This is a genomic window from Actinomadura harenae (genome assembly GCF_003696215.1).
In the GTDB taxonomy this organism is placed as follows: domain Bacteria; phylum Actinomycetota; class Actinomycetes; order Streptosporangiales; family Streptosporangiaceae; genus Spirillospora; species Spirillospora harenae.
Map to the genome: position 1 here is coordinate 44,783 of NZ_RFFG01000012.1, position 16,662 is coordinate 61,444.

Below are 16,662 nucleotides of genomic sequence, written 5' to 3' on the forward strand. Positions count from 1 at the left end.
CGCCGGTCAGCGGGCGGTGCGGGAGAGGGCCGCGGCGAACTCGGAGACGGCCTGGTTGAACAGGTCCGGCTGCTCGACCGGGACGAGGTGCCCGGCGCGCGGGACGATCATCAGCTCGGCGTTCGGCATCGCCTCCGCCACGGCGCGGGCGTCCGCCTCGGACGCCAGGACGTCCTCCGCGCCGACCATGACCAGCCCCGGGACCTTCACGCCGCGCAGCGTGTCGAACGCCTCGGGACGTCCGGCCATCGCGCGCTGGGCCCACGCGGCCGCGCGCGGCGGCGTGGACTGGACGAGCCCCCGGACGCGTCCGTAGACCAGCGCCCGCTGCCGCATCGTGGTCGGCCCGACGAGATCGGGGAGCACCTCGTCCACCAGGACGGAGACGTCGGCGTCGCGTTCGAGGCGGTCGGCCTGCCGCAGCCGCGCCGCGCTCGCGTCGGCGGCGTCGGCGGCCCCGGGGGTCGCGCACAGGACCAGGCCGAGGACGAGGTCGGGGTGGCGGCGGCACAGTGCCGTCGCGACGTGCCCGCCCAGGGACAGGCCGCCGACCACGGCGCGCTGGACGCCGAGGGTGCGGAACATCCGGGCGACGTCGTCGGCCATGGCGTCCACGGACGGGTCGTCCGGGCCGAGCACGGACCCGCCGAAGCCGCGCAGGTCGGGGGTGACGACGCGGAACCGGTTCGCCAGCGCCTCCCGCTGCGCCAGCCACATGGCCGAGGACAGCGGGAACGCGTGCAGCAGCACGAGCGGCGTGCCCGTCCCGACGTCCCTGGCGTACAGCTGCACGGCGGTCATGACAGCGCTGCCCCTCCCCGTTGACGACCTGGACCCCCACCGGCCACGCGGCGGTCAGCCAATCGTCACCCCGAACCGGCACCTCGCCGACACCTCTGGCCGCGATCGGCCGTCCGGGTTTGTCCACATCGGGTGGATGGTCCGATGTGGGGGCGCTCAGTAGCGGGGGGCGTTGCGGGAGCGGACGGTGTTGGGCGCGCGCCGCGAACGGGCCTGCCAGCAGGGACGATGCCAGTGGCGGCGGTCGTCCGCCCCGCCGGGACCGGAGGGCCACGCCACGATGTGCCCGACTCCGGCCGGGATGAGCTGGTCGCAGCCGGGGCAGCGGTACGCCTTGGCCGCGTTCGCCCCGGCGACCGTCCGGACGTGCCACTCGCCGTCCGGGGCGTCCTCGGTGTCGTCCGCCCAGGACGCGCCACCCCCGCCGGGACCACGACGGTCCGGCGAATTGCGGCGGTTTTTCCGGGGGCTCATGAGATCAAGGATAAAGGCGCGCGCGGGGTGCGGGTCCTCCCGTGAAGCGGGGTGCGGGTCCTCCCGTGAAGCGGGGTGCGGGTCCTCCCGCGAGAGGTGGCACGGGCCCGCCCCGGCGAGCAGGGGCGGGCCCGCAGGGGTGTCAGCGGAAGGTGAGGCCGAGGTCCCACTGCTCGCGGAGGCGGTCGGAGACGGCGGAGTTCGCCTCGTCCGGGTCGTACTCGAGCTGGTCGAGGGCGCGGCCGATGCCGAGGCGGTCGATCTCGGCGATCGGGCCGGCCGGGTAGCCGCAGCCCAGGGTCATCGCGGCGTCGATCGCGTCGGCGTCGGCGTAACCGGCGTCCAGCATCGCGACGGCGTCGTTGATGTACGGGAAGCGCAGCGCGTCCACGATGTAACCGCGGCGGGCCCGGCAGCGGACCGGGGTGAGGCCGAGGGCCGCGACCAGTGCGGCGGCGCGCTCGGCGGCGGCGGGCGGGGTCACCGGGGTGAGGCCGATCTCGACGAGCGGACGGTCCTTCTCGGGCTTGTGCGCGGCGAGCGCGCCACCGCCGGTCAGGCCGCCGTCGCTGAGGACGATCGCGCCCCGCTTCACCCGGGCCTCGATGGACGCCACGTCGGCGTCCTCGCCGGACGCCACGACCAGGTCGGCGTTCTCGACCTTGGCGGTCGGGGCCCCGGCGGCGGACGCGGCGGCCGCGAACGCGCGGCTCAGCGGCTCGTCCCCGACGATCGCGACGGACGGGACCGGGCCGCCGGTCGCCTCCTCGGCGTCCGCGGCGGTCTCGTAGGAATGGAAACCGCGCCCGGTCTTGCGGCCGAGCAGCCCGGCGGTGACCAGCTCGCGCAGCACCGGCGCGGGCGCGTGACGCCGGTCACGGGTCTCGGCGTGGATCGCCTCGAGGACCTCCAGGCAGGTGTCCAGGCCGATCAGGTCCATGAGCGTGAACGGGCCCATCGGGAGCCCGCCGCCCGCGGTCATGGCGGTGTCGATGTCGTCCCGCGTCGCGTGCCTGGTCTCCAGCATGGACGCGGCGTCGTTGAGGTAGCCGAACAGCAGCCGGTTCGCGACGAACCCGGCGCGGTCGCCGATCACGACCGGGGTCTTGCCGAGACCCTCGCCCAGGGCCGCGACGCGGTCCACGGCGCCGTCCTCGGTCAGGACGGTGCCGATCACCTCGACCAGCTTCATGACCGGCGCGGGGTTGAAGAAGTGGACGCCGACGACCTTGGCCGGACGGCCCGTCGCGGCGGCGATCGCCGTCACCGACAGCGAGGACGTGTTGGTCGCGAGGATCGCGTCGTCCCGGACGACCTTGTCCAGCTCGGCGAACACCTTGTGCTTCAGGTCGAGCCGCTCCGGCACGGCCTCCACGACCAAGTCGCAGTCGGAGAGGTCGCCGAAGTCGGTGGTCAGCTCGATCCGGTCGAGGATCTCCCGCCGCCCGTCCTCGGTCAGCCTGCCGCGCTTCACCGCCCGTCCGGTGGACTTCTCCAGGTGCCCGCGCCCGCGGTCCAGCGCGTCCTGGTTGATCTCTACGCCGACGACGGCGAGGCCGCCGCGCGCCAGCACCTCCGCGATGCCCGCACCCATGGTGCCGAGCCCGACGACTCCGACCCTGCTGAACGAACCCTCACTCATGGACGGCAGTGTCCCAGAAGCCCCGGGCCGTCCGGGACGGGGGCGTCGGCTCGGGACCGCCCCCCTCCCCGTCCGGCGGGCGGGGTCCGCCCCGCCGCGGCCCCGGCTTCGCCACCCTGCGCACGGCGGCCCCTCAGCGGGCGTGGACGGTGTGCCGGCGCCGCGGACGCCACGGCGCCGCCGTCACCAGGGCCTCGGCGTCCCGCCGCTCGATCGCCTTCTTGGCCTCCACCGCGTCCCGCTCCTCCCGCGCGAACTCCCGAAGCTCCCGCGCCCGCTCCCGCATCACCGCGTACATCACGTCGTTGTGGAACATCCGAGCCCTCTTCCCTCAAGCGCCGGGCCACCTGGCCCCGACACCCTCGAGATTCGCCCTAAGCCCCCACCCCCCACATCGGCACAACGCCCTAAGTCCCACCCCCCGGACGCCTTAGGCGGGCCGTTCGGGCGCGGGAGGGCCGTGGGGTCACTAAGCTCGGCGGACGTGCGTCTCGTTATCGCCCGGTGCAGCGTGGACTACGCCGGCAAGCTCACCGCCCATCTGCCCTCCGCCGTCCGGCTGATCATGGTGAAGGCGGACGGAAGCGTGTCCATTCACGCCGACGACCGTGCCTACAAGCCGTTGAACTGGATGAATCCGCCGTGCTCGCTGCGGGAGGAGCCGTTCGACGAGAACGGCGCCGTCGCGCGGTGGACGGTCACCCACACCAAGTCGGGTGAGCGGCTGATCCTCACGATCGAGGAGGTGCTGCTCGACCACGGGCACGAGCTGGGGCCGGACCCGGGGCTGGTCAAGGACGGCGTCGAGGCGCACCTCCAGGAGCTGCTGGCCGAGCACATCGGGACGCTCGGGAACGGCTACTCGCTCGTCCGCCGGGAGTACCCGACCGCGATCGGGCCCGTGGACATCCTGTGCCGGGACGCCGGGGGCGCGACGGTCGCGGTGGAGATCAAGCGGCGCGGGGAGATCGACGGGGTCGAGCAGCTCACGCGGTACCTGGAGCTGCTGAACCGGGATCCGCTGCTCGCGCCGGTCCGCGGGGTGTTCGCCGCGCAGGAGATCCGGCCGCAGGCGCGGGTGCTCGCGACCGACCGCGGGATCGACTGCGTGACGCTCGACTACGACGCGCTGCGCGGCATCGAGCACGAGGGCACCCTCTTCTGAGCCATCATGAGCTCATGAACGCAATCGCCGCAGGCACCTTCGACATCGAGGCGTGGGACGACGAGAAGCCCTACGACGAGCGGGGCGACCGGAAGCTCACCAAGGTCCGGGTGCGCAAGACGTTCCACGGCGACCTGGTCGGGACGAGCGTCACCGACCTGATCACCGTGGAGACGGGGGTCGGGCCCGCGGCGTACGTCGGCGTGGAGACCGTGGAGGGGATCCTGCACGGCCGGGAGGGCTCGTTCGTGCTCCAGCACAGCGCGGGCAGCGACGGGGACGCGCAGTGGCTGCGCTGGCTGATCGTCCCGACGTCCGGGACCGGGGAGCTCGCGGGGATCCGCGGTGAGGGCAGGATCACGGCCCTCCCGGACGGCACGCACGAGTGGGATCTCGATTACACCCTCGGCTGATCCGCCGGCCCGCACGTCGCGCGCGTGCGGGCCGCGGCTTTTCCCGAGGCCGTACGCTTCGGGCATGTCCCCTGGGGTTCCGGCGGCCTCCGCCGAGCGCGCTCGCGAGCGGATCATCGACGCCGCCGAGGAGTGCTTCCAGCGGTTCGGCGTCGCGAAGACGACGGTCGAGGACATCGCCGCGGCGGCGGGACTGTCGCGGGCCACGGTGTACCGGGCGATGAGCGGCGGGCGGGACGAGCTGATCCTGGCGGTCGTGCTGCGGAGCCTGCGCCGGTTCCTGGACGTCCTGGCCGAGCGGCTGGGCCGGGAGCGGTCGGTGCCGGACGCGATCGTCGAGGGGACGCTGTCGGCGGTGGCGTTCGTCCGGGCCGAGCCGACGATCGCGCGGCTGCTGGTGCCGGAGGCGGCCGGGCACATGCAGGCGGCGGTCGCGAGCGCGGGCGAGCAGGTGCTCGCGGTGTGCGCGGACCATGTCCGGCCGCACTTCGAGGCGGCGCAGCGGCTGCGGCTCGTCCGCCCGGACATCGACGTCGAGGGCACGGTCGAGTTCCTGTTCCGGATGATCACGTCGCTGATCGTCATGGACCGGGACCGCGACGAGGAGGCGACGCGGGACTTCCTGCGCACGTACGCGGTGCCGGCGATCGCGGCGTCCTGAGCACGGTGGGCCCGTCCCGCGACCGACACGGGGCACACGCGGGACGCGGTACCGTCGAATCCGTCGGGAACGACCGGGGGAGGACGGCTGAGGATGGGCTCGGTGCACCACATGCGGGGCCGGGGAGCGGTGCGTCCGAGCCCCGTGTTCCTCGTGATCTGCGCGGCCACCGTGCTGTGCGGGCTGATCGCCTGGCGGTACGGCGAGATCACGATGAACCTGCTGGAGACCAGGTTCGAGGCGGGCCGCATCGCGGTGTTCGGGTTCGTGATCGCGGGCTGGGTGCTGTCGCTGTGCCTGCACGAGTTCGGGCACGCCTACCTGGCGTACCGGGCGGGTGACCACAGCGTCGCGACGCGGGGGTACCTGACGCTGAACCCGGCGCGCTACACCGACCCGCTCCTGAGCTTCGCGATCCCCGTGCTGTTCATCCTGCTCGGCGGGATCGGGCTGCCGGGCGGCGCGGTCTGGATCGACCGGTCGCGGATCCAGGGCAAGTGGCGGCACAGCCTGGTCTCGGCGGCGGGGCCGCTGAGCAACGTGCTGCTGGCGATCATGCTGGCGGTCGTCTACCGGAACTTCGCGTCCGGCGAGCACGGGATCTTCTGGTCGGGCGTCGCGTTCCTGGCGTTCCTCCAGGTCACGGCCGCGCTGCTGAACCTGCTGCCGATCCCCGGCCTGGACGGCTTCGGGATCGTCGAGCCGTACCTGCCGCCGCGCTGGGTGAACCAGGTGAGCGCGTACGGCGGCTACATGTTCCTGCTGGTCATCGCGCTGCTGTGGGTCGGGCCGATCAACCGCGCGTTCTTCGGGCTCGTCACGCACATCACGAACACGATCGGGCTGAACGAGCCGATGATCCAGATCGGGCACGCGGTGTTCCAGTTCTGGAAGGGCCTGAGCTTCTAGGGCTCCTCGCCGTCCGGCGCGGGTTCCGCCGGGTGGGTCGCGGGTTCCGCCAGGTAGGTGATGACGCGGCGCAGCTGGTCGGCGTAGCGGGCGCGGAACTCCGGTGACGTGGCGTCCATCCCGGCCACGTAGCGGACGAGGTTCGGCATCGTCGTCGGGATCGAGACGGCGGCCATCATCATGAGCATGACCATCGCGGGGTCGAGGTCGGACGCGAGTTCGCCCTCGGCCTGGCGACGGCGCAGGTCGGACAGGTCCTCGCGGCCGCCGGGCAGCTCGGCGTAGTCGCCCGTCAGGCCCATCCACGCGTTCAGCCGGGTCGCGCGCGGCTCGTCCATCGAGTGCTCGAGGTAGCGGACGATCAGGTCCGGCAGCGGGACGTCCGGGGTGGCGAACTCGGCCTCGCGCTCGTGCCAGCTGCTGCCGAGCTCGGCGTACAGGCCGGCCTTGCCGCCGTAGTAGTAGCTGATGAGCTGCTTGTTCACCCCGGCGCGGTCGGCGATGTCCTGGATGCGGGCGCCCGCGTAGCCCTTGGCGGAGAACTCCTCGAGCGCCGCGTCGAGCAGCAGCCGCCTGGACCGTTCGGCGTCGAGCTTGCGTTCTCCGCCGCGCGGCGCGCGGCGGCGCTTCCCGCCGCCTTCCGCGGACGCGCCCGCTCCCCCGTCCTCCGGCGCGTCGCCACGGGCGTTCCGTCCTGCGTCCTTCATGGCCTCATGGTAGCCAACCCTTCAACCATCTAGTTGGTTGACAACTTCATCCGTTCGGTTGAACATGCTCATGTTCAACCGAACGGATGAAGAGGAGATCCCGTCATGTTCCTGATCACCGGAGCCACCGGCAACGTCGGCCGCCACCTGGTCGCCGAGCTCGCCACCGCCGGGCACAAGGTCCGCGCGCTCTCGCGCGATCCCGCCTCGGCGCGCTTCCCGACCGGCGTCGAGGTCGCCGCGACCGAGGACCTCCCGCTGGACGGCGTGAGCGCCGTCTTCGTCAACCCGGCGGTGTTCTGGAACGGGTTCGGCGACCTGCTCGACCGCTGCCGCGAGCACGGCGTCCGGCGCGTGGTCATGCTGTCGTCGTCGTCCACCCTGGGCGCCGGACCGGACAACCCGATCGGCGAGTTCCACCTGGCCGCGGAGCAGGAGATCGAGGCGTCCGGACTGGAGTGGGCGTTCCCGCGTCCCGGCGCGTTCGACGCCAACGCCCTGAACTGGGCCCGGGAGATCCGCGCCGGCGGCGTCGTGGCCGGCCCGTACGCCGAGGCCGCGACCGCGCCCATCCACGAGCGCGACATCGCCGCCGTCTCCGCGGCCATGCTGACCAGGGACGACCTGGTCGGGACGCGTCCGGTGCTGTCCGGCCCCGAGTCGCTGACCTTCGTCGACCAGGCCCGGATCATCGGCGAGGCCCTCGGCAAGCACGTCCGCTACGAGGGGCTCTCCCGCGAGGACGCGCGCGCCGCGATGCTCGGCGGCGGCCACATGACGCCCGAGATCGCCGACTCCCTGCTGAACCTGTGGGCGAAGTACGTGGGCCGTCCCGCCGAGATCTCCCCCGAGGTCGAGCGCATCACCGGACGTCCGCCGCGCTCGTTCGCGGAGTGGGCGGCCGACAACGCCGACCGGTTCGCCTGACCGGTCGCCTGACCGGTTCGCTTGAGCGGTTCCCGCTCAGGCCCGCTCCGTCCCGCTCCGCCTCGTGAGGGCCGCCCGCGCCGCACTCCAGGCGGCCTCACGCGTGTTCCGGCCCCCGCGGGGGCCGGCTCGACGGCCGGTTCCCGTTCCCGGGACCGGCCGTTCCCGTCGCCACTCCTTCGCGGCGCCATTCCTTCGCCGCGCTACTCCTTCACGGCGTCGCGCTCGGCCATCTCCCCGAGGACCCACTCGTACCACTCGCGGCGCATGGTCATGAAGCGCTTGCCGTACTCCATCGCCAGGCGGCCGTAGAACGACAGGTTCGCGTCGTCCCAGTTGATAGTGTTCTCGAGTTCGCCCAGGTCGGCGAGGCGCTTGTCGAGCGCGACGACCTGTTCGCGGACGAACCCGGCCGCCTCGTCCGGCTCGACCTGGCCGAGGAAGAACAGCCGCAGCAGGATCTCGTCCCGCCGCACGACCTTCGGAGGGACCTCCAGCAGCCAGCGCCGCAGCTCGCCGTGCCCCGCCTCGGTGACGCGGTACTCCTTACGCCCGCGTGGGCCCTCGCTCGCGACCTCGATGAAGCCGTCCGTGGTGAGCTTGTTGAGCTCGCCGTAGAGCTGGCTCTGCGTGGCCTGCCAGACGTTGCCCATCGTGATCTCGAACATCTTGAGCAGGTCGTAGCCGCTGGCCCCGTCCATCTCGACGAGCAGTCCCAGGGTGGCGTGTCGAAGGCTCATATTCCAGATCATACACATCAGAGTTGACATGTCAGAAGTGGAGGGTCTACCTTCGACATGTCAGAACAGACATGTAAGGCCCCCGGCCGGAAGGCGGCGCAACGATGCTGAAGTACTACGGGCTCACGTTCCTCCCCTGGATCATCCTGGCCGTGGTCAGCGGCTTCAACGCGCAGGCCGGAGCGGCGGCGGGACTCGTCGCGGCGCTCGTCCTGCTGGCCGCCGACCTCCGCCGCGGACGCCGCTGGGACGCCCTGCTCCTCGAGATCTCCACGGCGGTCTTCCTGGCGGGCTTCACCGTCCTGGTCGTCGCCCTGCCGCACGCCGCGATCGTCCACTACGGCGCGTCCCTGTCGATCGGCTGGCTCGGCCTGACGGCGTGGGGCACGATCGCCGCCGGCATCCCGTTCACCGAGGGCATCGCCCGCCGCCAGGTCTCCGAGGAGATCGCCGCGACCGCGCTGTTCCACCGGATCGCCGTCGTCCTGACCAGCGTCTGGGCCGCCGCGTTCACCGTCTCGGCGACCATCCTCGGCCTCGTCCAGCACCTCGCGCCGCACCAGACCGGACTGCTGATCGCCGTCAAGGTCGCCTGCTTCACCGTCCCGGCCCTGTTCACCCGCTGGTACCCGGAGGTCGCGCGCAAGCGGTACTTCGAGGAGCACGGCATCGAGCAGCCCACCGCTTGATTCCTCCGCCTGGTTCCTCTGCCTGATCCCTCCGCCCGACTCCTCCGCCCGACCTCGCCACTCCCCAGGAGAAGAGCATGGACCTCTGGCTCGACGGCCACCGGGCTCCCGTCCCGGACGAGATCACCGCGCACGACCTGCCCGTCACCGGCGACCTGCCCGCCGAACTGAACGGCCGCTACCTGCGCAACGGGCCGAACCCGAGGCCCGGCGAGCCGAGCGGGCACTGGTTCACCGGGCACGGCATGGTGCACGGGATCCGGCTGCGGGACGGACGCGCCGAGTGGTACCGCAACCGCTGGGTCCGCACGAACCGGTTCACCGGCGACACCCCGTTCGTCCGCGAGGGGGGAACGTTCGACCTCACGTCCGTCCAGGCGAACACGCACGTGATCGCGCACGACGGGACGGTGTACGCGCTGGTCGAGGTCGGCCTGCCCTACGCGCTCACGCCCGACCTGGACACGATCGGCCCGTGCGACTTCGGCGGGCTGCTGACGACGGCGATGACGGCGCATCCCAAGCGGGATCCGCGCACGGGCGACCTGCTGTTCTTCGGCTACGGGTTCGTCCCGCCCTACCTGACCTACCACCGGCTGTCGGCGGACGGCGTGCTCGTCGAGAGCCGCGAGGTCGAGGTGCCGGGGCCGACGATGATGCACGACTTCGCGATCACCGAGCACCATGTCGTCTGGCTCGACCTGCCGATGGTGTTCGACATGGAGCTCGCCGGACGCCCCGGGATGCCGTTCCGCTGGGACGACGCGTACGGCGCGCGCCTGGGCGTCATGCCGCGCGAGGGCGGCGGGCCGGTGCGCTGGTACGACGTCGACCCCTGCTACGTGTTCCACGTCGGCAACGCCTATGAGAACGAGCGCGGGGGCGTCGTTCTCACGGGTGCGCGTTACCGCGACGCCGACATCACCGCGCTGTGGGGAAGCATCGGCGGGGAGCCGGATCCGGCGTCCGCGGCCGCGGACCTGGGCGCGTCCCGGCTGCACCGCTGGACGCTCGACCCGGCCACAGGACGCGCGTTCGAAGAGCCGCTGGACGACCGGAACGTCGAGTTCCCAACACACGACGACGACCGCACCGGCCTGCCCCATCGGTTCCTGTACACGGTCGCCGGTTCCGGGCTCGTCAAGTACGACCTGCACACGGGGACGTCCGCCGAGCGCGACTTCGGTGGGCGTGCGGGTGGGGGGCATGTCGGGGAGGCGGTGTTCGTCCCGGCCGAGGACGCCCGGGCCGAGGACGACGGGTGGCTGCTGACCATCGCGTCCGACCCGTCCGGTTCGCGGCTTCTGGTGCTGAACGCGGGCGACCTCTCGGAGCGGGCCCGGGTCGAGCTGCCGCGCCGCGTCCCCGCGGGCTTCCACGGGAGCTGGATCCCGGACGACGTCGTAAGGTGATTTACTAGCCGGTACGCAGGCAAGTGGTCACTTACCCTGTTGAGTCGCCCGGAGGCAGCCATGTCCGTCGCCACGGAAAGCACCACCTTCCCCTCGCTGAACCCGGCCACCGGGGAGGTGGTCGCCGAGCATCCCGTGCACGACGCCGCGGCCGTCGCGGAGGCCGTGGCGAAGGCGCGCGACGCCGCCGCGTGGTGGGGCGAACTGGGCTGGAAGGAACGGCGCGTCCGGCTGCTGAACGTCAAGGGCGCGCTCACCCGCAACCTGAACCGGATGGCCGAGCTCATCCACCAGGAGACGGGCAAGACCCTCCAGGACGCCCAGCTCGAGACGGTCATGGCGATCTCGCACCTGGACTGGGCCGCCCGGCACGCCGCCAAGGTGCTCGGCCCGCGCACGGTGTTCCCGGGCGTGATGTCGCTGAACCAGAAGGCCGTCCTGGAGTACCAGCCGCTCGGCGTCGTCGGCGTCATCGGCCCCTGGAACTACCCGATCTTCACCCCGATGGGCTCGATCGCCTACGCACTCGCCGCGGGCAACGCCGTGGTGTTCAAGCCGTCGGAGTTCACGCCCGGCGTCGGCGTCCTGCTCTGCGAGCTGTTCACCACGGTGATCCCGGAGCGTCCGGTGTTCCAGGTCGTCACCGGCTTCGGCGAGACGGGCGGCGCGCTCGCGTCGTCCCCGGACGTCGACAAGATCGCGTTCACCGGCTCGGGCCGGACGGCCAAGCGCGTCATGGCCGCCTGCGCCGAGAACCTCACCCCGATCGTCGCCGAGTGCGGCGGCAAGGACGCCTGCATCGTCGACGCGGGCGCCGACCTCGAGGCCGCCGCCGACTCGGCGCTGTGGGGCGCGATGGCGAACGCGGGCCAGACCTGCATCGGCGTCGAGCGCGTCTACGTCGTGGACGAGGAGTACGACGCGTTCCTCGCCAAGCTGACCGAGCGCGCCGCCCGGCTCCGCCCGGGCTTCGACCGCGAGGCCGCCTACGGCCCGATCACCATGCCGTCCCAGCTGGACGTCATCGAGCGGCACATCAAGGACGCCCTCGACAAGGGCGGCAAGGCGGTCGTCGGCGGGCCCGAGTCGGTCCGCGCGCCGTACGTCGAGCCGGTCGTGCTGACCGACGTCCCGGACGACTCGGCCGCGGTCCGTGAGGAGACCTTCGGGCCGACCATCACCGTCCACCGCGTCCGCGACCTGGACGAGGCCGTCGAGAAGGCCAACGCGACCGGCTACGGCCTGGCGGGCTCGATCTTCTCCAAGGACAAGGCACGCGCCATGGACGCCGCCCGCCGCATGCGATCGGGCATGACGTCCATCAACGCGTTCGCCGCGTTCGCGCTGGTCGCCGCCCTGCCGTTCGGCGGCGTCGGCGAGTCCGGCTTCGGCCGCATCCACGGCGCCGACGGCCTGCGCGAGTTCGCCCGGCCGAAGGCCATCACGCGCCAGCGCTTCGCCCTCCCGGCGAACCTGACGTCCTTCGACCGCACCGAGAAGCAGATGGCCCAGGTGCTGCAACTGGTCACGATGCTCCACGGCAAGCGCTACAAGCGCTGACCCGGCCGTCCCCCGGAACCCCTCGGCCATCCGCTCAGCGGGCGCCGAGGGGTTTTCTGCGCGCCCGGATGGCGCGGTGTGCGATGCGCCAGCCTCGCGGCCCTCGCTTCACGACGTCCTGGTAGACGCTACTGCCCGCCGTGCCGTCGGCGAAGACGCCGATCGCCTTGGAACGGGCATGGACCTCGTCTTCCCCCACTTCCGTGAGGACGAGCCGCCGAGGTGCTCGCCGTTCGCGCGAAGCGGGCCGGGACGCTCCGGGACGGCATCGCGACCGCCGACCTGCTGGCGCTGGTCAGCGGGGGGGCGATGACGGCCGGGAACACCGGCGAAGCGCGCCGGCTGCTTCGCCTGGTCAGGGACGGTCTGGAGCCCCGGACGGCCCGAACGCCCTGAGGAAGGTGTCGACGGCCTCGCGGGCGCCGGCCCTCAGGCCGTCCTCGGAGAGGGGCCGGGTGCCGAAGCGGGTGCGCCGGTCGACCGGTCCCGTGAGCAGCCCCGTGAACTGCTCGGCGGCCAGCTCGGGATCGGTGAGGTTCAGCCGTCCCGCGAGGGCGAGGCGGGCGAACCGGTCGGCGAGGGTCTGGAGGACGCGGTCGGCGACGCCGCTCTGCGTGACGTCCAGCAGGTCGGGGAACTGGCCGTGCTCGGCCAGCAGGAGCCGCCGGACGGCCCAGGACCGCTCGTCGCAGTAGCACTCGAGCAGTCGGCGGCCGACGTCCTCCAGCAGGTCGCGCAGGTCGCCGCCCGTGTCCGCGAGGACCTCGAGCGCGGCCAGGTTCGCGGTGAGCACGCGTTCGGCCTGCGCCGCGAAGGACGCCCTGAACAGGGCCTCCTTGTCGCCGAAGTGGTTGTAGACGGTGGCCTTGGCGACGCCCGCCTCGGCGGCGATGACGTCCACGCCCGCCTGCGCGTACCCCTCGCGGCCGATCACCGCGAACGCGGCGTCGAGGATCGCCCGCCGCTTGTCGATGCGGCCTCGCGCCGCCGTCGCCTCCATGCCGCGCAGTGTACCGGCCGCATCCCCGACTTGGACTCACCGGTCTACTTCGCCGCACCGACTTGTTCAATACCGTCCAGACTTCTATGTTGGACGCACCAGTCCAATTAAGGAGTCTGATGAATACAGATGCGTTCGATCCCGCGCTGCGGCGGCTGATCGCCGTGGTGCTGCTCGGCGGGATCATGGGGATCCTGGACGCCACGATGGTGTCCGTCGCCGCCGACCACCTCGTCGGCGAGTTCGGCAGCACGCTCGGCTCGGTCGGCTGGGTCTCCACCGGCTACCTGCTGGCGCTCACCGTGACGGTCCCGGTGACCGCCTGGGCCGCCGGGCGGTTCGGCTCCCGGCGCCCCTGGCTCGCCGGGCTGACGCTGTTCATCGCCGGGTCGCTGGCCTGCGCGTTCGCCGCGAACCTGCCGCAGCTGGTGGCGTTCCGGATCGTCCAGGGCGTCGGCGCGGGGATCGTCGACCCGCTGGTCATGGTGATCCTGGCGCGCGGCGCCGGGCCGGCGCGGGCCGGACGGGTCATGGGGATCATGGGCGTGGTGCTGTCGCTCGGGCCCGTCCTCGGCCCGGCCCTCGGCGGCCTGGTCCTGGACGGCCTCGGCTGGCGCTGGATGTTCCTGATCAACCTGCCGGTCGGCGTGGTCGCGTTCGCCCTCGCGCTGCGGATCGTCCCGCGCGACGAGCCGGCCGCCCCGGACACCCGCCTCGACCTGGTCGGGCTCGCCCTCCTCGGGCCGGGGTTCGCGGCCGTCCTGCTCGGGTTGTCGCGGGTCGCCGGGCAGGGCGGCGCGGGCGCCTGGGCGCCGTTCGCGGCCGGGGCCGTGCTGCTCGCGGGCTACGCCGTCCGCGCGCTGACCGTGAAGCGGACGCCTCCCCTGCTCGACCTGCGGCTCTTCACCCGTCCGGCGTTCAGCGCGAGCGTCGGGATCATGGCGCTGTCGGGCCTGGTGACGTTCGGGTTGATGTTCCTGCTGCCGCTCTACTACCAGCAGGCGCACGGGCACGGCGCGCGCGTCGCGGGCCTGCTGGTCGCGCCGGTCGGGCTCGGCGCGTCGCTGGCCATGCCGATCGCCGGACGGCTCTCCGACCGCGTCGGGTCACGCGTCCTCGCCCGTTGCGGCGCGCTGATGGCGGCCGCGTCCGTCGTGTCCCTGGCCTGGGTCGGCGGGCGGACGCCCGAGGCTTGGAGCGGCCTCGCCGCGCTCGCCGCCGGGATCAGCATGGGCCTCATGGCCGCGCCGACGATGGGCGCGCTCTACCGGACGCTGCCGCCCGAGCTGATCCCGCAGGGCAGCTCGAGCCTGTACATGCTGAACCAGCTCGGCGGATCCCTGGGGATCGCCGCGGTCGCGGTCATCATGCAGCGGTCGGACGGCGCGGTCCCGGGCGTCCACCATGGCGCCTGGCTGCTGGCGGGCGGCCTGCTCACCGCCGCCGCGATCACCGTCCTCCTCCCCGGACGCCCCGCCCGGGCGGCGGCGTCTCCGCAGGTCGAACGCGAGGCGACCCAGGTGTCCTGACGTCCGGCGACGGCCGCCTAGGCCGGGGCGGGAACGATTGGATAATACGCGCCGCGTATTAGGACCTTCCTAGGACGCCCGAATAGGGCGTCATCCTCATGTGCCCACCGGGGTCTTAGGGCGAATCTATAGATGTCGGCAGGGACCTGCCGGCGGAGATGAGGAGAAGAAGATGTACCACCACTCGTTCGCCCAGGGCATCGCCAAGCAGCGCGTATCGGCGCGGCGCACGGAGGCCAAGGCCACGTGGCGCGCGGCCAAGGCCAAGGCGAAGGCGCGTCAGCGGTGACGCCCGCGGCCAGGCGGCGGCCCTCCGAACCGGACGGCTGTCGCGACGACAAGAGGCCCTCACCACCGGCAGGTGGTGAGGGCCTCACCCTTTTCCCCTACAGCGAGGCGGGTGCGAGCGGCTCGCGCCCGCGGATGAGGTCCGCCGCCCGCTCCGCGATCGCGATCGTCGGCGCATTGGTGTTCCCGCGCGGCACGGACGGCATGACCGACGCGTCCACCACCCGCAGGCCCTCGACGCCCCGGACCCGCAGCTCGGGATCGCACACCGAGGACGACGCGTCCCCGCCCATCGCGCACGTGCTCGTCGGATGGAACAGCGTCGCGACCTCCCGCCGGACGAACGCCTCGATGTCCGCGTCCGACGCGGCCTGCTCGCCGGGCGCGAACTCGCCCGCGACCAGCGACGCCAGCGGCCCGGTCGCCGCGATCTCCCGCGCCTGCCGCACCCCCGCGACCAGGACGTCCAGATCCGCCTTGGCCGCCAGGTAGGCCGGGTCGATCAGCGGCTTGGCGTGCGGCGACGCCGACCGCAGCGTGAGTGCGCCGCGGCTCTCGACCGCGACGGCCGTGGCGAACACCGACAGCAGCCGCTGCGACGACTCCACCAGCCCCTGGTTCACGAACGGCGTGGGCAGCACGTGGTACTGGAGGTCCGGCGCGGGCAGGCCGTCCACGGTCCTGGCGAAACCGCCGACCTCCGCCACGTTGGACGCGTACGGGCCGCGCCCGAACGCCTGCCACTGCGCGAACTTCAGCGGGCTCGGCAGCTCGAAAAGGCTCTTCACGCGCGGCGTCGCGAACATGACGTTCACGAACGGATGGTCCTGCAGGCCCTGGCCGACGGGCGCGTCCACGACCACGTCGATGCCGTGTTCCCGCAGGTGGTCGGCCGGTCCGATGCCGGACAGCATGAGCAGCTGCGGGCTGTTCACCGCGCCGCCCGACAGGATGACCTCGCCCTCCGCCCGCACCGTGACCGTCTCGCCGCGCGCCTCGTAGGTCACGCCGACGGCCCGTCCGCCCTCGATGTCCACGCCGGTGACCAGCGCGTCCGTGACGACCGTGAGGTTCGCGCGGTCCCGGACGGGACGCAGGTACCCCGTCGCGGTCGACCAGCGCCGGCCCTTCTTGTGCGTGACCTGGTAGGAGCCGACGCCGTCCGGGTCCGCGCCGTTGAAGTCGTGGTTCTCCGCCAGCCCGGCCGCCCGCGCCGACCTCACCCAGGCGCGCGACAGCGGGTGCGTGTACCGGCGGTCCTCGACGTGCAGCGGCCCGCCGACGCCGTGGTACTCGGACTCGCCGCGCTCCTGGTCCTCGGCCCGCCGGAAGTACGGCAACAGGTCGGAGTACCCCCAGCCCTCGCAGCCGTGGGAGTCGCGCCAGGTGTCGTAGTCGTACCGGTGCCCGCGGATGTAGATCATCGCGTTCGTCGAGGAGGAGCCGCCGAGCGTCCGGCCGCGCGGCCAGTACACGCCGCGGCCGTCCGCGTGCTCCTGCGGGACGGTCGTGTAGTCCCAGTCGAACGGCCCCTTGATCAGCGCCGCCACCGCCGCCGGGATGTGGATCTCCACGGCGTCGTCCGGCGGCCCGGCCTCCAGCAGCAGCACCCGCGTCCCCGGGTCCTCGCTCAGCCGGTGCGCGAGCACGCAGCCCGCGCTCCCGGCGCCAACGATGATGTGGTCGTACGTCACAGCCGCCTCCGCGCAAGGGGTCAGACCAGGCCAGTAAGTGAGAACCTACAG

The 16,662-nt window shown here is 72.6% G+C and carries 18 protein-coding genes; 10 read left to right on the forward strand and 8 right to left on the reverse strand.

The genetic code is table 11. The features are described 5' to 3' along the window. Positions 1–6: 6 nt before the first annotated feature. From EBO15_RS08985 to EBO15_RS09000, 4 genes are all read right to left on the reverse strand, one after another. On the reverse strand, positions 7–801 hold the full coding sequence (locus EBO15_RS08985) for an alpha/beta fold hydrolase (RefSeq protein WP_122193866.1): 795 nt from the start codon (positions 799–801) through the stop codon (positions 7–9). Between the two features lie 156 nt (positions 802–957). Then, positions 958–1,275, reverse strand: coding sequence for an ATP/GTP-binding protein (locus EBO15_RS08990; RefSeq protein ID WP_122193867.1), 318 nt, complete (start codon positions 1,273–1,275; stop codon positions 958–960). A gap of 142 nt (positions 1,276–1,417) precedes the next feature. Continuing rightward, the gene (locus EBO15_RS08995) at positions 1,418–2,917 is read right to left on the reverse strand and encodes a 3-hydroxyacyl-CoA dehydrogenase (protein WP_122193868.1); all 1,500 of its coding nucleotides are present in this window, start codon (positions 2,915–2,917) and stop codon (positions 1,418–1,420) included. A 133-nt stretch (positions 2,918–3,050) separates the two neighbouring features. Beyond that, complete coding sequence (locus EBO15_RS09000) at positions 3,051–3,233, reverse strand: hypothetical protein (protein ID WP_122193869.1); 183 nt, start codon at positions 3,231–3,233, stop codon at positions 3,051–3,053. 168 nt (positions 3,234–3,401) lie between these two features. Between EBO15_RS09000 and nucS the strand changes: the two genes are divergently transcribed. The 4 genes from nucS to EBO15_RS09020 all read left to right on the forward strand — a co-directional run bounded on the left by nucS (position 3,402) and on the right by EBO15_RS09020 (position 6,065). After that, entirely contained in the window at positions 3,402–4,082 is a 681-nt protein-coding gene (gene nucS, locus EBO15_RS09005; RefSeq protein WP_122193870.1) for an endonuclease NucS, read from the forward strand. Between the two features lie 14 nt (positions 4,083–4,096). Beyond that, positions 4,097–4,495, forward strand: coding sequence for a DUF3224 domain-containing protein (locus EBO15_RS09010; RefSeq protein WP_122193871.1), 399 nt, complete (start codon positions 4,097–4,099; stop codon positions 4,493–4,495). A gap of 64 nt (positions 4,496–4,559) precedes the next feature. Then, complete coding sequence (locus EBO15_RS09015; RefSeq protein ID WP_122193872.1) at positions 4,560–5,156, forward strand: TetR/AcrR family transcriptional regulator; 597 nt, start codon at positions 4,560–4,562, stop codon at positions 5,154–5,156. A gap of 111 nt (positions 5,157–5,267) precedes the next feature. Further along, complete coding sequence (locus EBO15_RS09020) at positions 5,268–6,065, forward strand: site-2 protease family protein (protein ID WP_122193937.1); 798 nt, start codon at positions 5,268–5,270, stop codon at positions 6,063–6,065. Here EBO15_RS09020 and EBO15_RS09025 read toward each other — a convergent pair. Next, on the reverse strand, positions 6,062–6,772 hold the full coding sequence (locus EBO15_RS09025; RefSeq protein ID WP_122193873.1) for a TetR/AcrR family transcriptional regulator: 711 nt from the start codon (positions 6,770–6,772) through the stop codon (positions 6,062–6,064). The two genes, EBO15_RS09020 and EBO15_RS09025, sit on opposite strands and share 4 nt — an antisense overlap. A gap of 105 nt (positions 6,773–6,877) precedes the next feature. Here EBO15_RS09025 and EBO15_RS09030 point away from each other — a divergent pair, with 105 nt between their 5' ends. Then, positions 6,878–7,699: an NAD(P)H-binding protein gene (locus tag EBO15_RS09030; RefSeq protein WP_122193874.1), complete on the forward strand. Its 822-nt coding sequence runs from the start codon at positions 6,878–6,880 to the stop codon at positions 7,697–7,699. 203 nt (positions 7,700–7,902) lie between these two features. Here the strand turns inward: EBO15_RS09030 and EBO15_RS09035 are convergent, their stop codons facing one another. After that, entirely contained in the window at positions 7,903–8,439 is a 537-nt protein-coding gene (locus EBO15_RS09035) for a PadR family transcriptional regulator (RefSeq protein ID WP_122193875.1), read from the reverse strand. A gap of 104 nt (positions 8,440–8,543) precedes the next feature. On the opposite strand from EBO15_RS09035, the gene EBO15_RS09040 reads away from it, so the two are divergent. From EBO15_RS09040 to EBO15_RS44100, 4 genes are all read left to right on the forward strand, one after another. Continuing rightward, positions 8,544–9,128, forward strand: a complete 585-nt coding sequence (locus tag EBO15_RS09040; protein WP_122193876.1) for a hypothetical protein — start codon at positions 8,544–8,546, stop codon at positions 9,126–9,128. A gap of 77 nt (positions 9,129–9,205) precedes the next feature. Continuing rightward, on the forward strand, positions 9,206–10,540 hold the full coding sequence (locus EBO15_RS09045) for a carotenoid oxygenase family protein (RefSeq protein WP_122193877.1): 1,335 nt from the start codon (positions 9,206–9,208) through the stop codon (positions 10,538–10,540). A gap of 60 nt (positions 10,541–10,600) precedes the next feature. Next, positions 10,601–12,100, forward strand: a complete 1,500-nt coding sequence (locus tag EBO15_RS09050) for an aldehyde dehydrogenase family protein (protein ID WP_122193878.1) — start codon at positions 10,601–10,603, stop codon at positions 12,098–12,100. A gap of 222 nt (positions 12,101–12,322) precedes the next feature. Further along, positions 12,323–12,496 carry an SbtR family transcriptional regulator gene (locus EBO15_RS44100; RefSeq protein WP_158628167.1) on the forward strand — a complete coding sequence of 58 codons (174 nt, stop codon included), beginning with the start codon at positions 12,323–12,325 and terminating at the stop codon, positions 12,494–12,496. On the opposite strand, the gene EBO15_RS09055 is transcribed toward EBO15_RS44100, so the two are convergent. Further along, a complete protein-coding gene (locus EBO15_RS09055) occupies positions 12,456–13,100 on the reverse strand; it encodes a TetR/AcrR family transcriptional regulator (RefSeq protein WP_122193879.1) in 645 nt (214 codons plus the stop codon). The genes EBO15_RS44100 and EBO15_RS09055 overlap by 41 nt on opposite strands. Before the next feature lie 119 nt (positions 13,101–13,219). Here EBO15_RS09055 and EBO15_RS09060 point away from each other — a divergent pair, with 119 nt between their 5' ends. Then, complete coding sequence (locus EBO15_RS09060) at positions 13,220–14,629, forward strand: DHA2 family efflux MFS transporter permease subunit (RefSeq protein WP_122193880.1); 1,410 nt, start codon at positions 13,220–13,222, stop codon at positions 14,627–14,629. Between the two features lie 386 nt (positions 14,630–15,015). Here the strand turns inward: EBO15_RS09060 and EBO15_RS09065 are convergent, their stop codons facing one another. Further along, positions 15,016–16,611, reverse strand: a complete 1,596-nt coding sequence (locus EBO15_RS09065; RefSeq protein ID WP_122193881.1) for a GMC family oxidoreductase — start codon at positions 16,609–16,611, stop codon at positions 15,016–15,018. Positions 16,612–16,662 lie beyond the last annotated feature (51 nt).

What these genes read in the sequence shown, in the direction of transcription:
- EBO15_RS08985 (WP_122193866.1), bottom strand. Translation starts at nt 801, where the DNA reads ATGACCGCCGTGCAGCTGTACGCCAGGGACGTCGGGACGGGCACGCCG.
- EBO15_RS08990 (WP_122193867.1), bottom strand. Translation starts at nt 1,275, where the DNA reads ATGAGCCCCCGGAAAAACCGCCGCAATTCGCCGGACCGTCGTGGTCCC.
- EBO15_RS08995 (WP_122193868.1), bottom strand. Translation starts at nt 2,917, where the DNA reads ATGAGTGAGGGTTCGTTCAGCAGGGTCGGAGTCGTCGGGCTCGGCACC.
- EBO15_RS09000 (WP_122193869.1), bottom strand. Translation starts at nt 3,233, where the DNA reads ATGTTCCACAACGACGTGATGTACGCGGTGATGCGGGAGCGGGCGCGG.
- EBO15_RS09010 (WP_122193871.1), top strand. Translation starts at nt 4,097, where the DNA reads ATGAACGCAATCGCCGCAGGCACCTTCGACATCGAGGCGTGGGACGAC.
- EBO15_RS09015 (WP_122193872.1), top strand. Translation starts at nt 4,560, where the DNA reads ATGTCCCCTGGGGTTCCGGCGGCCTCCGCCGAGCGCGCTCGCGAGCGG.
- EBO15_RS09020 (WP_122193937.1), top strand. Translation starts at nt 5,268, where the DNA reads ATGCGGGGCCGGGGAGCGGTGCGTCCGAGCCCCGTGTTCCTCGTGATC.
- EBO15_RS09025 (WP_122193873.1), bottom strand. Translation starts at nt 6,772, where the DNA reads ATGAAGGACGCAGGACGGAACGCCCGTGGCGACGCGCCGGAGGACGGG.
- EBO15_RS09030 (WP_122193874.1), top strand. Translation starts at nt 6,878, where the DNA reads ATGTTCCTGATCACCGGAGCCACCGGCAACGTCGGCCGCCACCTGGTC.
- EBO15_RS09035 (WP_122193875.1), bottom strand. Translation starts at nt 8,439, where the DNA reads ATGAGCCTTCGACACGCCACCCTGGGACTGCTCGTCGAGATGGACGGG.
- EBO15_RS09040 (WP_122193876.1), top strand. Translation starts at nt 8,544, where the DNA reads ATGCTGAAGTACTACGGGCTCACGTTCCTCCCCTGGATCATCCTGGCC.
- EBO15_RS09045 (WP_122193877.1), top strand. Translation starts at nt 9,206, where the DNA reads ATGGACCTCTGGCTCGACGGCCACCGGGCTCCCGTCCCGGACGAGATC.
- EBO15_RS09050 (WP_122193878.1), top strand. Translation starts at nt 10,601, where the DNA reads ATGTCCGTCGCCACGGAAAGCACCACCTTCCCCTCGCTGAACCCGGCC.
- EBO15_RS09055 (WP_122193879.1), bottom strand. Translation starts at nt 13,100, where the DNA reads ATGGAGGCGACGGCGGCGCGAGGCCGCATCGACAAGCGGCGGGCGATC.
- EBO15_RS09060 (WP_122193880.1), top strand. Translation starts at nt 13,220, where the DNA reads ATGAATACAGATGCGTTCGATCCCGCGCTGCGGCGGCTGATCGCCGTG.